Source organism: Flavihumibacter sp. UBA7668, from assembly GCF_002483205.1.
Lineage (GTDB): Bacteria > Bacteroidota > Bacteroidia > Chitinophagales > Chitinophagaceae > Flavihumibacter.
Genome location: NZ_DLHM01000006.1, coordinates 63,322 through 77,499 on the forward strand (window position 1 = coordinate 63,322; position 14,178 = coordinate 77,499).

13 protein-coding genes and 1 other RNA gene are annotated in these 14,178 nt (G+C 44.5%); 6 read left to right on the forward strand and 8 right to left on the reverse strand.

The annotated features are described in order from the left end of the window. Positions 1 to 37: 37 nt before the first annotated feature. Together B2746_RS16955 and B2746_RS16960 are read left to right on the forward strand one after the other, a co-directional pair. The gene (locus tag B2746_RS16955; RefSeq protein WP_290796335.1) at positions 38 to 727 is read left to right on the forward strand and encodes a phosphatase PAP2 family protein; all 690 of its coding nucleotides are present in this window, start codon (positions 38 to 40) and stop codon (positions 725 to 727) included. Then, positions 724 to 3,135, forward strand: a complete 2,412-nt coding sequence (locus B2746_RS16960; protein ID WP_290796337.1) for a TonB-dependent receptor family protein — start codon at positions 724 to 726, stop codon at positions 3,133 to 3,135. The genes B2746_RS16955 and B2746_RS16960 overlap by 4 nt, the downstream gene beginning before the upstream one ends. A 6-nt stretch (positions 3,136 to 3,141) precedes the next feature. On the opposite strand, the gene B2746_RS16965 is transcribed toward B2746_RS16960, so the two are convergent. The 5 genes from B2746_RS16965 to B2746_RS16985 all read right to left on the reverse strand — a co-directional run bounded on the left by B2746_RS16965 (position 3,142) and on the right by B2746_RS16985 (position 8,252). After that, entirely contained in the window at positions 3,142 to 5,253 is a 2,112-nt protein-coding gene (locus tag B2746_RS16965) for an LTA synthase family protein (protein WP_290796340.1), read from the reverse strand. A 70-nt stretch (positions 5,254 to 5,323) separates the two neighbouring features. After that, positions 5,324 to 5,713: RNase P RNA component class A (rnpB, locus tag B2746_RS16970), an RNA gene on the reverse strand. A gap of 34 nt (positions 5,714 to 5,747) precedes the next feature. After that, entirely contained in the window at positions 5,748 to 6,848 is a 1,101-nt protein-coding gene (locus B2746_RS16975) for a DNA alkylation repair protein (protein WP_290796342.1), read from the reverse strand. Between the two features lie 10 nt (positions 6,849 to 6,858). Further along, complete coding sequence (gene arfB / locus B2746_RS16980) at positions 6,859 to 7,269, reverse strand: alternative ribosome rescue aminoacyl-tRNA hydrolase ArfB (RefSeq protein ID WP_290796345.1); 411 nt, start codon at positions 7,267 to 7,269, stop codon at positions 6,859 to 6,861. 14 nt (positions 7,270 to 7,283) lie between these two features. Further along, entirely contained in the window at positions 7,284 to 8,252 is a 969-nt protein-coding gene (locus B2746_RS16985; RefSeq protein WP_290796348.1) for a CPBP family intramembrane glutamic endopeptidase, read from the reverse strand. Between the two features lie 148 nt (positions 8,253 to 8,400). Here B2746_RS16985 and B2746_RS16990 point away from each other — a divergent pair, with 148 nt between their 5' ends. After that, a complete protein-coding gene (locus B2746_RS16990; RefSeq protein WP_290796351.1) occupies positions 8,401 to 8,790 on the forward strand; it encodes a hypothetical protein in 390 nt (129 codons plus the stop codon). Positions 8,791 to 8,799: 9 nt separating this feature from the next. On the opposite strand, the gene plsX is transcribed toward B2746_RS16990, so the two are convergent. From plsX to B2746_RS17005, 3 genes are read right to left on the reverse strand one after another with little or no spacing between them, the layout of a single operon-like run. Continuing rightward, positions 8,800 to 9,741 (reverse strand): phosphate acyltransferase PlsX, encoded by a 942-nt coding sequence (plsX, locus tag B2746_RS16995; protein ID WP_290796353.1) that lies wholly within the window; start codon positions 9,739 to 9,741, stop codon positions 8,800 to 8,802. A 34-nt stretch (positions 9,742 to 9,775) separates the two neighbouring features. Next, on the reverse strand, positions 9,776 to 9,970 hold the full coding sequence (rpmF, locus tag B2746_RS17000; protein WP_290709547.1) for a 50S ribosomal protein L32: 195 nt from the start codon (positions 9,968 to 9,970) through the stop codon (positions 9,776 to 9,778). 26 nt (positions 9,971 to 9,996) lie between these two features. Then, a complete protein-coding gene (locus B2746_RS17005) occupies positions 9,997 to 10,557 on the reverse strand; it encodes a YceD family protein (RefSeq protein WP_290796355.1) in 561 nt (186 codons plus the stop codon). Between the two features lie 287 nt (positions 10,558 to 10,844). Here B2746_RS17005 and B2746_RS17010 point away from each other — a divergent pair, with 287 nt between their 5' ends. From B2746_RS17010 to B2746_RS17020, 3 genes are all read left to right on the forward strand, one after another. Further along, positions 10,845 to 11,915 carry a saccharopine dehydrogenase family protein gene (locus tag B2746_RS17010; RefSeq protein ID WP_290796357.1) on the forward strand — a complete coding sequence of 357 codons (1,071 nt, stop codon included), beginning with the start codon at positions 10,845 to 10,847 and terminating at the stop codon, positions 11,913 to 11,915. A 51-nt stretch (positions 11,916 to 11,966) separates the two neighbouring features. Beyond that, complete coding sequence (locus B2746_RS17015) at positions 11,967 to 12,881, forward strand: DUF1338 domain-containing protein (RefSeq protein ID WP_290796359.1); 915 nt, start codon at positions 11,967 to 11,969, stop codon at positions 12,879 to 12,881. A 159-nt stretch (positions 12,882 to 13,040) separates the two neighbouring features. Beyond that, on the forward strand, positions 13,041 to 14,075 hold the full coding sequence (locus B2746_RS17020; RefSeq protein ID WP_290796361.1) for a sensor histidine kinase: 1,035 nt from the start codon (positions 13,041 to 13,043) through the stop codon (positions 14,073 to 14,075). The last annotated feature ends 103 nt before the right edge of the window (positions 14,076 to 14,178 follow it).

Consider the following 14,178-nt stretch of genomic DNA (forward strand, 5'->3'; position numbering starts at 1 on the left):
CAATTTGGTTCCTACCTATGCAGTAGAAATCAATGATATGAAATTTTCCTGTTTATTTCTTTTGCTGTTACTTACAGTAAGTTCGCTCGTTTCTGCTCAGGAGAACGACAGTAGTTTACTGCCACGTAAAATCTGTTGGACGCATAAAAAGCTGGCTTATCCAACTGCTCTCCTTGTTTCAGGTGTGTTAACCAATAATAATAATCCTGAATCCGTCAAAAATGAAATTGTGGAAGCAAGAACTGAGCATTTTTCAGGGTTTAATACAAAAATTGATAATTATTTACAGTTTAGTCCTATTCTTATAGCATATGGATTAGATGCGGCCGGTGTTCGTTCCAAAACTGATTTTGCCAATCGAACGGCTATTTTAGTAAAAGGTGAAGCGTTCATGTTTGGTACGGTTTCCCTTCTTAAACAAACAACCCGCCAGCTCAGACCGGATAAGTCGGCCTATACTTCCTTTCCCTCCGGACATACGGCACAGGCATTTGCAGCAGCCACCTTTCTGAGTGAAGAGTACAAAGACAGATGGCCCTGGATGCCCTACGCCTCCTATGGAATTGCTTCTTCTGTAGGATTACTGCGGATGGCAAATAACCGCCATTATATTAGTGACGTACTGATGGGTGCCGGACTTGGACTACTGTCTATGAAAGCGGCTTATTGGACGCACCGGTATAACTGGGCAAATAAAAAACATAAGCACATAAATAGTTCTTTATGAGGAAGTTTTCCGCTTTGTTGTTTCTCCTGCTATTGGTGAATTTTCCTGCGCGAAGTCAATCCAATGGGGCCACTGTTTCCGGCCTGATCAAAGATAAAAACACATTTTCGGTCATGGCCTATGCTAATGTGGCTTTGCAGCGGTCGAGTGACAGTATGGTGGTTTTCGCCACCATTTCAAACGAGCAGGGTAGATTTATGCTGGAGAAAATTCAACCGGGCACTTATTTTCTGGTCTGTTCTTATACCGGTTATTTGTCCAAAAGGCAGGTGCTGGTGGTTGGCACAATCAATAATTTTCTCGAGATGGGCAGCATTGAATTGACTCCAGATGCTGCATCACTGACAGGAGTAACCGTAGTTGGCAAACAGGCTGCGGTAACAGCTCGCATGGATAAAAAGGTGTTTGGGGTAACAGAGAACCTAAGCCAGGCCGGGGGATCAGTTTTGGATGTTATGAAAAATATTCCAGGAGTCACCACCAGCCAGGATGGAAAGATTTCTATCAGGGGCAGTGATAAGGTAATGGTTTTAATAGATGGGAAACAAACCGCATTAACTGGATTTGGGGGACAAAGCAGTTTGGAAAATATTCCCGCATCCGCTATTGAACGGATAGAAATAATCAATAATCCATCTGCGAAATTTGATGCGAATGGAAATGCAGGAATCATCAATATTATTTACAAAAAGGAAAAGAAAGAAGGCTTTAATGGTAAAATTGGAATTAGCGGAGGTCTGGGAGCCCTTTGGATCAAGGCAGGCAATTATCCGGATATCCGTCCGCAATACCAGCGAACCCCGAAATTCAATCCCTCCCTTTCTCTGAATTACAAAAAGAATAAGGTGAATTTGTTTCTGCAGGCAGATGATCTGTACACCCACACACTTAATAAAAATGAATTTTCTGACCGGATCTATGATACGGGTGATACCATCAGACAACAATTAAAACGAAACAGAATCACCCATCTTGTTACGGTAAAATCTGGTATGGATTGGACTGTTGATGCATCCAATACGTTTACCATTTCCGGACTTTTCAGCAGCGAAAAAATAATTGATCGGGGTGATCAACCCTTTTTTAACGGATCACTCACCGAACGGAAAAGACTCTGGCAATTTCTGGAGGACGAACTGAAGACAACTGCCACTGCTTCAGCTGGCTGGCAGCACAAATTCATTGAACCAGGCAGGATTTTAAATGCCGGAATTAACTATACTTTTCATCGGGAAGATGAAAAGTATTTTTTTACCAATATTTTACCCGCCTATACAGGACTGGATTCTTTCAAGTTGATTTCGGATGAACATGTGTTGGATCTGACGATTGATTATGTTGAACCTTTGCGATATGGCCGTTTGGAAGCTGGTTTAAAATTCAGAGGAAGATCGATTCCCACCAATATGCTGTTTCAACCTGGCATTAATTCTCCTTTGGATGTGGATGCGGGCGGATGGGCAACTTATAAGGAAACCATTCCGGCTGTATACGGCAACTATATTCTGGAAAATAATCGTTGGGAAATGGAAGCCGGTCTGCGGGTGGAATATGCACATCTTAATTATGAGGTTAATCCGGATCATCCAACCTATTCCAGTGATGGGTATGACTATTTTAGGCCATTTCCAAATCTGCGATTGGCGTATAAACTAAATGAACATAATAAGCTGGTAGTTTTTTATAACAATCGGGTAGATCGGCCCAATGAGGTGGATATCCGTATATTTCCTAAATATGACGATGCAGAAATAATTAAAGTGGGTAATCCTGCATTAAGGCCTCAATTTACCCAAACCATGGAGTTTAGTTATAAATCGGATTGGGCAAAAGGATATCTGTTGACTTCCTTATTTCACAAAAGAACAACGGCAACAATTGCAAGAATCGGAACCATTGTTCCCGGTAATACGCTAATCTACAATGTATTTCAGAATGCAGGAAGGAGCTCAAATACCGGTATGGAGCTGATGGTTTCGCACAAGACAGCCGATTGGGCTACACTCAGTTTAAATCTGACAGGTTACTATAATCGTATCGATGCATTTACCATTCTAAACAAGTATCCGCAGGAAAGTCTTTATTCTGCTGAGCAACAGCAGATTTTTTCCGGAAATATAAAGTTGAATGGCCTTTTTAAACTGGCTTCCAATTGGGAGAGTCAATTGTCTGCCATTTACCTTGCGCCAGATATTATACCACAGGGTAAAATACGAGCGCGTTTTTCGATTGACATGGGTCTAAAAAAGAAGACAAAAAGCGGAAAAGGGGAGTGGTTTGTGAATGCAACCGACATCGCCAATTCGTTGCGGATTAAGAGGGAAATAGTGGGGGATGGTTTTTCCTATTCAAGCATTGACTACCTGGAAACACAGGTTATTCGAATGGGATATAATATTAAGTTTTAGGAACGATTAATTGTTGGATGCGGGATGGAATTTTTTGTTTCGAATCATCCAGCTGGCTACCTGGTAAAAAGCAATGGCTTCCTTTTCCAACGAGTCGGTTGGAACCGAAAGAAGTTGGGTTGCATTTTTATCTTTTTCAAGATAATGAACTGTTTTTCTAAGGGGCATTTGAATATGCAGTGTATCGTTTCTTAAATAGCCCAATTTCTGGTAGGTGCTGATAAAAGCCCGTTCTTTTATTTGAGTGGAATCAAACATATCCTGTCCGAAAAACATACTGTTGTAACTCAGGTGCAACCAGGACATAATGGATGGGGCTATATCGATTTGAGCAACCAGTTTATTTATTTTGGCAGGCTGGATCCATTTTGGGGCATACCAGATCATTGGTATTTTATATCCATTCAGGGGAAGCTCCATTTTACCCGCGGTACCGGCACAATGATCTGCCACAACTATAAAAACGGTATTATTGAACCAGGTTTTTGATGCCGCTTCTTTTAAAAATTTGCCGATGGAATAATCGGTGTATTTAACACCTCCTTCTCTGGAATGATTCGAAGATGGAATATCGATTCTGCCATCCGGATAGGTAAAAGGACGATGGTTTGATACGGTCATTACATGAGCAAAAAAAGGAGCACCAGTGCCTGAACTGCTATCGAGCAATTGTAGCGTATGGGAAAACAAATCTTCATCTGCTACTCCCCATATATTTTCATAATGGATCTCAGATGCAGGTATGGCATCCCTGTCTTTCACCGTATAATTATTATGTGAAAAAAAGTAGTTCATATTATCAAAATAGGCATCCCCGCCATACACATAGTAGGTTTGGTATCCGTTGCTTTTCAGAACAGATCCCAGGGAGAACATACTTTCATTGCCGGGTCGTTTAATGATGCTTTGTCCGGGTGTGGGAGGTATGGAAAGTGAAAGCGCTTCCAGTCCGCGTACGGTTCGGGTACCGGAGGCATACAGGTTGGTGAATAGCCATCCTTTCTCTGCGATGGAGTCAAGATTAGGAGTTATGTTTTTTGTATTTCCGAATTCACCCAGGAAATCAGCACTTAAGCTTTCTACGCTGATTAATACAATATTTGCCTTGCGCTGCGGTTCTTCATATTGGATGGTTCTTTCAATAGAGAATTCATCTTCAGTCAACACTACGTTTTTTCCGGAAAGGGCCTTTCTGACGATAGCGAATGCCTCTTTATCCGGAATGGTTTTGTAGAATCTGTAAAAATCGAGTTCATTGTTTTTAAAGGCCTGCACAAGATCAAAAAGCCCGTTTCCTGCCAGCTCATTGGCATATTGGTTATTGCTGAATTTCTGCATCGAGTCAGAAATACTGAAGGCAGAAAGTAGTGGGATGGAAAGGACGGATAAAAATAATCCCCATTTTGGTGCCGGGCCAGGTTGTTCTTCGACCGATCTGGTTACAATTTTCCGGCTCAAATAGGTTAGTAAAAGGGAAAGAGAAAGCAGCACTGACAATAGGGTGTATATGGGATAGGACTCTTTTATATTTCCCCATACTTCATTGGTATAAATCAGGTAATCGACTGCGATAAAATTATACCTGTTCGAGAATTCAGACCAGAATAGAAATTCTCCCATTGCATTAAACAGAACAATAAAGAACAGGATAGCTATATCCATCAATAAAAATGCTTTTCTCCAGGTGATACGGAAACGCAATCCAGCCCAGGCAAGAAGCAGAAAAATCAGTAATCGTGCGGCGACATAGAAAATCACTCCTTTTCTCAGATCTTTATTGAAATCGGCGGGTATAAGCTGTGTAAAAATCAATACCAGCAGAACTGTTAATCCAATGGCAGGTAAAAGCAGGATCCATTTACCGGAATAGTATTTTTCATTCAAACCTGATAAATGTAAGAGAAGGGGAATAATAACAAAGGAAGCGGTTATCAAATCATACAATAATCCAATTGAAAACAGTTGGGCAGTTGTGCTAAAATTTAAACCTGCGGCATCGCCCGAATAGAATAGTAAAACAATTCTGGTTAGCATGGAAACAACCACTGCGAAACCTGCAAGAAGCAGGGCCAGTTTATATCTGATTAGGGCAGAATTTACCTTAATTGGAATTTGCATAATTCTGCAAGTTCCGGGGGGAAACTGAAGATTTTCTGAATTTGGGAGGAGGCAGGGAAAAATGAGGTAAAAAATCTTCTCTCCTGTAAGCCGGATTCTGTTTCTGCCTTCGTTTTCACTAAGACAGACCGCTACCATTTATCTGGTCGCGTCATTACTGACGAGATCTATCTGCCTACCCTCCGGCGTGAGTGCATTGCTGCAATCTTGAACGGGCCGCTCTCGACCACCGGTATACATGGCATTTCAGCATACAAGGTTTACCCCCGTTGTCCATTGCTGGAGAACGCTGTAGGCTCTTACCCTACATTTTCACCTTTGCCCCCTTGCGGAGGTAGTTATTTTCTGTGGCACTGTCTGTGAATGGTTGCCCATTCCCCGGCCGTTAGCCGGTGTATTGCCCTGTGCTGTCCGGACTTTCCTCGATGCGCAAGCGCACCGCGATAGCGCGGAGAGAAGAATACGAAGATAGGGTTTTCACCCGACGGGTGAAGTTAGAGCACCAGCCGGAAATCGACGGGAGCGGTTTCGCGGCCGTTGACGACGATGCTCAGGCGTTGAATGCCGGTGTAATAAACACGGGTAGTGATGGGGCGAAAGGCATGACTGCGGCTTACCTCGATTTCGGTACCACCCGGTAAGGTCTTCTCACTGATCTTGAATACCTTTTTTCCATACTGTCCATTTTGGCGAAGGAAATACAAGGCATATTCCAGTCGGGCTAATACCGGCTTTTTACTTTTATTAAGTACCGTAAAACTAAAATCAAGCGATTCGCCCATCTGCAACTTGCGACGGTGCTTTAATCTGTCTACCTCCAGTTGTCGGGCATCCAATCCATGTAGGGACAAAATACCTGGATCTCCTTTTTTCAGCAGGGTTCGGCAGGCATGTTTGATCAGGGCATCGGTTTCAGCGGATTGCCCTTTCCAGGAACGTGCTACTTCCAGTACAATCGCGGGATTATCCTTCGCGATATCATTCAGGTGATTCGCAACACTTCGCCGGACATATTCGGATGGATCATTCCGCAGGTTCTCCAATAAGGGCAGTACAGGGCGGGGATCCTTTTTATACGCCGGCAAGGCTATCGCCCAGGGCAACCGGGGTCGGCTTCCTTCAGATGCCAATCGCCGTACATGATGATTGGGATGGGAGGACCAGCGAATCATTTGCAGCAGCATGGAATCGGGGTAACGGATCAGAAAAGGGCGGACCGCAAATTCGCAACTGGTTATGGGGGTGATTTTTTCAAATAAGGGCACTGCAGCCTCATAGTGTTCAATCCCGTATCGTTCCACATAATCAGGAAGAAACATCAGAGCCAGACTACCACTTGCAAACCGGAAACCGGAGAGTTGTGTGGAAAGTTGATCCAGCAGGGGAGCAGCCTGGCGAAAATCGGAAGGCAGATGAAGATGTAAAACATCCGCCGTATGCCGCATGCGATCCTTCAATTCCTTCCGCTCCCATTCTTCCGCAAAAATCTGATCGATAAATTTGGCCGGGGAAAATTTGGGAAGCACTTTTTTCAACTGACCGCCAAAAGCACGATAAAAATCTTCCGAATAGATATCCTTCAATAAAGTACTCATAGTGTAAATTTTACTCCCAGCTACCCGGACGGATTTTTTTTCGGTTAGCCTTTACCGTTCCTGTTTGTTTTTTTGACTCAATACGTTTTTCGTGTGCGGCTTTGGATACCCGGGTTGCGATCCGTGATTTCTTTTTGGTAAGGGCTTTTTGCAGCAGCTCCTGAAATTTTTTTATTACTCTTGCTTTATTGCCGAGCTGCGATCGCTCTTCCTGTGATTTCAGTAAGATACTGCCATCTGTATTCAGCAAATGAGTAAGTTTCTGCAGTACAAGGGTGCGTTGGTCTTCCTTCAGCCCAACCGACTGCGCGGGGTACCATCGCCCCTGCACCATGGTCTCCACCTTGTTGACGTTTTGTCCGCCTTTGCCTCCGCTGCGGGCCGTTTGAAATTCTATTTCCTTGCTGATATCGGGTGCCATTGCGTAAAATTAGCTCATCGTTTCCAATACAGCGCGATAGTTGCCGCCAATTCCATCATCCAGGCGAGTCCGAGATGAACGACTATTCCACCATAGATAGAGCCGGAATAGCAGGCAAAAATGCCGAGCAGCAGTCCGCCGAAATAAGAGGATATACATTCAAGTAAAGGCTTTCCAAAATGGATGGAACAATATAAAACAGCCATGGGAAGTATAGCAGCCGGACCAACAAACCGAGCTGCAAGCACCACCAAAAATCCACGGAAAAATAATTCGATGGTGAGAAAATCGGAACCATAAGCCAGTTGAAAAGCAAGTTTTTGCCAGAGGTTGGGAACGGGATTGGTCTGCAGTTGCAATAATTTCATCTTTGGATAGGTCTGCAAAAAATCAGCCTGTGTTGCGGCGAAACTTACGAGTGGAATTACAAGGGCCAGCATAATTAAATAAGGTGTCCAGTTTACTTCTTTGAGGCGAAGTCCCATTGCATTGGCAAAGTCAGGGAGAAATCCGGAAGTTCCGGCCACTGATATTAATCCGGATTGCCGAAGCACTGCATATAAAATCATCAGTATACTCACCGTCACCACTAACCGGATGGGCCAGTTGACCAATACATTAAGCCGGTAACCCTGCACACCGGGCCGGGCAGCCTGTATCATTTCCTGCCAGCCGCCTATGCCTGATTTGAGCGCAAAAATAAGTGGAGCCAAAATCAGCATCCAGCGCAAGGCGGGCGGAAGGCTTAACGCAGCGCCAGTACTCATCCATCCATACAATAAATAAGGCAACGTGAATGCCATACCATAGATAAAATAAAATCCCAGTACTCTTTGCGGCCGCGAGGGCAGATTATAAATCCATTGTTTCTCCCAGCCCCAATAATAATTGCCGGTTATCAGCAGGGCAGTAAATACCGTGCAGATAAAAAAATGTGGCTTATTAAGTTGAGAGAAATATTCTGAAATATAATTGAATAACATACGAGAAAAAGGTGCGCTGAGAGGTGGTTTGCTTTTATTGAAGGTAGATAATCTCGGTTGAATTTATCAAATCCCTGTGTTTAATTATTGCGTCGTTCTGATTCCGCTTCCCACCATTTTGACTTGAAGTTCTGTTTAAGTAGATTGTATGAGAAAGTCAATCATCTTTTTATTTCTTCTGTTCTTCTTTGTTATGGAACTGGCCAGCGCGCAGAAAAAAAAGACGGCTAAACCCGGTGCGCTCCATACCCGGGTAAATGAAGTGAATAAACTTGTACAGGCAGATTCTTCAAATCTGGTAGAGTTGTTTAAAGACATTCATGCCAATCCGGAATTGGGATTTATGGAAACCCGCACGGCTGTTATTATTGCAAAAGAATTGCAGGCGACAGGTTATGAAGTAAAAACGGGAATCGGAATTGAATACATTACGCAAATAAACAAAAAATGGGAATTGAATGTGGCGCTGGTTAATGATCTTAAAATAAAGGCGTACAATTCTTTTTCATTCAGTCTGGGTGTGTCGCGTACCTGGTGAGGAATTAGATCAGCCTTTGAACGAATCCTGCATAATTTCCAGCAGTTTGCTTTCGATCATTTTTACAGAGAGGGAAATCATGTTGGAGAAAGCTTTGGACTGGGAGATGCCATGCCCGATAATTACCGGTTTATTTACGCCCAGTACCGGAGTACCACCATAGTTTTCAAAATTGAAGCGATCGAAATATTCGTGGTGAATGGATTTGCGGTGGGTAATCTCGTAGAGTGATTCGGCCAGTTTCAGGATGATATTTCCGGTAAAACCTTCGCATACCATTACATCGGCTTTATCGAGCAGAACATCGCGTCCTTCAATATTTCCAACGAATTGAATAGCGGAATTTTCTTTCAGCAGGGGATAAGTGGCCTGAGCCAGAAGATTGCCCTTGCCTTCTTCTTCACCGATATTGATCAGACCAACACGCGGGGCCTCTATTCCCAGAATATGTTTGGCATAAAGTGATCCCAGCAAGGCAAACTGATTCAGGTGTTCAGGTTTGCAATCGGCATTCAGGCCTACATCCAGCAGTAATCCGGTTCCGCCGTTTTCTTTAGGAATGATAGTGGAGATGGTGGGACGTAAAACACCTTCCATCGCTTTAAGCGAATAAACCGCACCTACCAGCATGGCACCGGTATTACCGGCACTGATAAAGGCGTCAATCATTCCTTTGCCCAGGTAACCAAACCCGATGGCGATGGAGGATTGCTGTTTTTCTTTCAGGGCTTTGGTGGGGTGTTCGTGCATCCCGATTACCTGCGGTGTATGCACCACGGTAACGGCGTCGGCAGGAATGGAATATTCCGCCAACAGGGGATTGAGCTGAGCTTCATCCCCGAATAAAAAAAGCTTTGCCGGGGATTTCGACTCAGACAGATACAATTGAAGACCCTTTACCGCTTCTAACGGTGCAAAGTCCCCACCCATCATGTCCAGACCGATTTTCATCTCCGGCAAAGCTAACGTATTGTATACAGGTTAATTACTTCTTGATGGGCGATTTTTCGGCCACCAGCTTACCCTTGTAGAACAATTTTCCTTCACTCACATGAGCACGGTGACGTACATGCAGTTCACCAGTAGTGCTGTCAGTGCTGAGTGTAGCGGCTTCTGCCTTGTAATGCGTTCTTCTTTTGGCACTACGTTGCTGTGAATGTCTGCGTTTCGGATTTGGCATCTCTCAACAATTTATAAATACAAAAATCAATTATCCAGGTCCTTAAATTTTTCCAGTCCCTTCCACAAGGGATTGGCGTTTTCCTGCGTCGCACCGGTTCCGGTTTCCATCTTTTTCAGCAAGTCCAGGGCTTCCTGGTTGCAATAGGGATGTTGGCCGGCTTCAGTGGCATCGCACATGGTTTGCATGGGAAGACTCAGGAGTAGAAATTCATAAATCCAATCAGCTACATGCAAATGGCTTTCGCTTCTGGCTATATAATATACATCCGGGTCTTCTTCCTGTGCGTTCATCTCATCGGGATTGTCTACCAGCTTTACCACAATATTAAACTCATCCCACAAATTCCAGGGTAAGCTGGTACTTCCACAACGATCACAGGCCACATTCACCTTTCCACCAATTTCAAATTTCAGCAACATGAATCCATTCTTCTTATCCAGCGACAATTTAACCTGTGCTGAACAATTGGAGAATACAGTCGACTGATACGCTTCAAAAAAACGATCGGTTATATCGTAGGAGTATTCATGAATTCCAGGCTTCAATCCCACAAAAGCAATATCAAATTCCCGTCTGCTACTCATGAGTACCTTTTTTAAAGGTGGGCAAAGGTAGTAAAATAGTTTTGAATAAACGGGAAATTTTTGGAGGAATCCCGTATTTTCGTCAGCGTAATCAAAAGTACGTTTTTCACGGGCATGAATGCACGCATTAACATATTCGGTGCTTACCTGGCCTTCCTGCGGTCTGCCTGTGCCAATATTCCCTGATGGCACCGCCGGGCGGGTGTTTTTTTATCCGTTTGGGTATTTCCCCTTTTTTTATTGGTTCTCACTGATTTCCATTAATTCATACATTAAACTTCCTTCTAATGAAGAATGTTGCTGTTATTGGTCTCGGTAAGGTTGGTTCCCTTGTTGGAACCCTACTGAGCGATTTGTTTACCGTAACCGGATTTGATCGTCAACAACCGGCTACGGAAGTTCCTTTTTCCGTTACTACGGGATCTGTTACCGATGTCGACCAGTTGAGGTCGTTTTTAAGTGGCATGGATGCCGTGGTTTCCTGTTTGCCTTATAACCTGAATCTTCCGGTTGCGCAGGCGGCCCATGCACTGGGGATCCACTATTTTGACCTGACGGAAGATGTGCCCACTACTTCCGCGATTCGCGAAATGGCGAAGACTTCCAAAGGGGCGATGGCGCCGCAATGCGGACTGGCACCCGGATTTATCGGGATTGTTGGGGCTGATTTGTATAATCGTTTTACCAAGCTGCGCGATGTTGAACTGCGGGTGGGGGCGCTTCCCCGGTATCCCAACGGCCTCATGGGCTATTCCTTTACCTGGTCGCCGGCCGGTGTTATAAATGAATACATCAATGATGCAGAAGTGATTCATAATGGACAACATAAAATGGTGCCATCGCTGGATGGGATTGAGATGATCAATATTGAGGGACAGGAATTTGAAGCTTTCAGTACTTCCGGCGGATTGGGAACCATGTGCGAAACCCTGGCCGGTAAAGTGGATACCCTGAACTATAAAACCATGCGGTATCCGGGACATGCAAAACTGATGCGGTTTTTGCTGTATGAGCTGATCCTGAAAGAGAAGCGGGAACTGGTGGAGCAAATCCTGACCGAAGCCAAACCTCCTGTTCGCGAAGATGTTGTTTATGTATATGCGGTGGTGGAAGGCTGGAAGGGCGAGCAATTGGCGAGGGAAGAATTTTATCATGCCTATCATCCCATTTTGATACATGGCAAGGAGTGGAGGGCAATCAGCTGGACGACGGCTGCATCCGTTGCTGCGGTGGTGGAGATGGTGGCCAATGGCACCCTGCCGCAACAGGGTTTCATCAAGCAGGAGGAAATCCCCTTTGATGCCTTCATCAAAACCCAAAACGGCTCGCTTTACACAAAGCACGAAGCCGCGAAATAAACGTTCACCCGACCGGTGCCACCGGTCGGGTGAATGAATAAAAATTTTACTATGCAAAAGTATACAGCTTTGGAAGCGGTGCTGGGAGGACTCATGCGCCGGTACCAGGAAAGAGTGCCTGATGTTCAGGGAATCATCGCGGCAATGAAAAAGGAAGGATTGATTGCTACAGCAGATGATATCGAGAATGATCATATTGCATTTCGAACCATGGGGGTTCCGCATCTCGGGATTCAATCACTCGAAAAAATATTTCTCCACCTTGGGTATGAGCGCAGGGATCATTATTTTTTCAAAGAGAAAAAACTCGATGCCTATTGGTATGCGCCACCGGCACCGGAATATCCGCGGATTTTTATCAGTGAATTGCGGGTGGGCGACCTGAGTTCAACAACGCAGGCAATCATTCATTCCTATACTCATGAAGTGACCAGTGATCCGGTGGATGTTTTGGATCTGAACAATGCGCAGGCAATAGATAGTTTCCTGCACAGTGGTTTGTGGAGAACACCAACTTATGCTGATTTTCTGGAGCTTGGAAAGGAATCGGAATATGCGGCCTGGGTGATTTATAATCGTTATTACCTGAATCATTTTACGGTGAGTGTGCATAACCTGCCGGCTCCATTTAATAAACTTGAAGACTTTAATGCTTTTCTGGAGCGGAATGGATTTGTGCTGAATGATTCGGGTGGTAAGATCAAAGCGAGTCCGGATGGCTACCTGCGTCAATCTTCGACGGTGGCGCGCAAAGTGCAGGCGGAATTTGCGGGTGGGGAGAGCCAGTTGATTGCAGGTTCCTATGTTGAATTTGCCGAACGTGGCGTGCTGGCAGAGTTCAGGCATTTACCGGCTGATCAGCTCCGCCGGGAGCATCGCCGTGAAGGCTTCGAAGCCGGTAATGCCGATAAAATATTTGAGAGTACGTACAGTTCCCAAACCAGTAAGGTGTCAGACAGGAGTTAGAACGCTGTTAGAGAGGTGTCAGACACTTGTCTAACTGGTGTCTGACACCTTATACCGGAAAATCACCAATTCATCCCGAAAACTGCAATTTTGTACTGTCAGTTACGGTCAAATTGAAGCAAACTGGTATCTTGATAAAAAGTCCGGATGTTGAATAGCATGGCATTTCTCAAATATTCAAAAAGCGAACGTTGGATCGCTGTTTTGTTGTTGCCTCCCTTCGCCATTGTGGCCAATATTTTTCTTTTCGGCTCCCGGTATTTCGAGTCGGTTTCGGGCTTTTTGCTGGCTACCCTTATCACCCTCTCGGTTATCTTACTCGTATATATTACCTGCGGTATGGTTGCCGTCATCCTGCTGAATAAATACCCCAAATACAGTCAGACCTTCAAACGCATAGCCATCAGTCTGCTGGTTTATATCCTGCTCATGATAGCCGGTATCAGCATGCTTTTTTTCGGATACGATTACCTGAATTTCCTGGGTTTTACCATGAATTATACCGCGTATTTCACCACTATATTAATTGGACTTGCCTGCAATTTCCTCGCCACCAGCTTCAACGAAGGCGCTGCTTTTTATGAAAAATGGCGATCACTTGTGGATGAAGCCGAACAACTCAAACGAGAAAATCTGCAAAGCCAGCTCGAAGGCCTCAAAGGCCAGGTTAATCCGCATTTTCTATTCAACAGCCTCAATTCCCTTTCCAGCCTTATCAGTGAAGACCCTTCCAAAGCTGAAAAATTCCTCGATGAAATGAGTAAAGTGTATCGCTACATGCTGCGCACCAATGAAGACGGACTCACGACCCTAGAGGTTGAACTGCAATTCATTCAGAGCTATTTTCACCTGCTCAAAACCCGGTATGGAGATGGCCTCGATATGGACCTTAAAATCGATGAAAAACTCCTGCATTACCTGATCCCGCCACTTACCCTCCAGATCCTGGTGGAGAATGCTGTTAAACATAATATGATTTTACGCGATAGCCCGCTGACCATCCAGTTACTCACTACCAATAGCAAAAAGCTCATTGTTACCAATAACCTGCAGCGAAAAAATCGCCTGGTCTTTTCCAATAAAGTAGGACTCAATAATATTCACAATAAATACCGGCTGATGAAACAGGAAGAAATCCTGATCCGAGATGATGGAAAGGAGTTTTCGGTAATCGTACCGTTGATCCAGCCATAAGGGAGGAAGCCCAACAGCTACAATTCATCCACTGAATTTATCAACTGGTGCGTACGAATCCCCATTTGCCGGAAACCCCTGCTTATTTTTGCGTAATATCATT

Excerpts from the sequence above, each read along its gene's own strand:
- rpmF (WP_290709547.1), bottom strand. The coding sequence starts at position 9,970 with ATGCCAAATCCGAAACGCAGACATTCACAGCAACGTAGTGCCAAAAGA.
- B2746_RS17010 (WP_290796357.1), top strand. The coding sequence starts at position 10,845 with ATGAAGAATGTTGCTGTTATTGGTCTCGGTAAGGTTGGTTCCCTTGTT.
- B2746_RS16990 (WP_290796351.1), top strand. The coding sequence starts at position 8,401 with ATGAGAAAGTCAATCATCTTTTTATTTCTTCTGTTCTTCTTTGTTATG.
- B2746_RS17015 (WP_290796359.1), top strand. The coding sequence starts at position 11,967 with ATGCAAAAGTATACAGCTTTGGAAGCGGTGCTGGGAGGACTCATGCGC.
- plsX (WP_290796353.1), bottom strand. The coding sequence starts at position 9,741 with ATGAAAATCGGTCTGGACATGATGGGTGGGGACTTTGCACCGTTAGAA.
- B2746_RS16975 (WP_290796342.1), bottom strand. The coding sequence starts at position 6,848 with ATGAGTACTTTATTGAAGGATATCTATTCGGAAGATTTTTATCGTGCT.
- B2746_RS16960 (WP_290796337.1), top strand. The coding sequence starts at position 724 with ATGAGGAAGTTTTCCGCTTTGTTGTTTCTCCTGCTATTGGTGAATTTT.
- B2746_RS16965 (WP_290796340.1), bottom strand. The coding sequence starts at position 5,253 with ATGCAAATTCCAATTAAGGTAAATTCTGCCCTAATCAGATATAAACTG.
- B2746_RS16955 (WP_290796335.1), top strand. The coding sequence starts at position 38 with ATGAAATTTTCCTGTTTATTTCTTTTGCTGTTACTTACAGTAAGTTCG.
- arfB (WP_290796345.1), bottom strand. The coding sequence starts at position 7,269 with ATGGCACCCGATATCAGCAAGGAAATAGAATTTCAAACGGCCCGCAGC.
- B2746_RS16985 (WP_290796348.1), bottom strand. The coding sequence starts at position 8,252 with ATGTTATTCAATTATATTTCAGAATATTTCTCTCAACTTAATAAGCCA.
- B2746_RS17005 (WP_290796355.1), bottom strand. The coding sequence starts at position 10,557 with ATGAGTAGCAGACGGGAATTTGATATTGCTTTTGTGGGATTGAAGCCT.
- B2746_RS17020 (WP_290796361.1), top strand. The coding sequence starts at position 13,041 with ATGGCATTTCTCAAATATTCAAAAAGCGAACGTTGGATCGCTGTTTTG.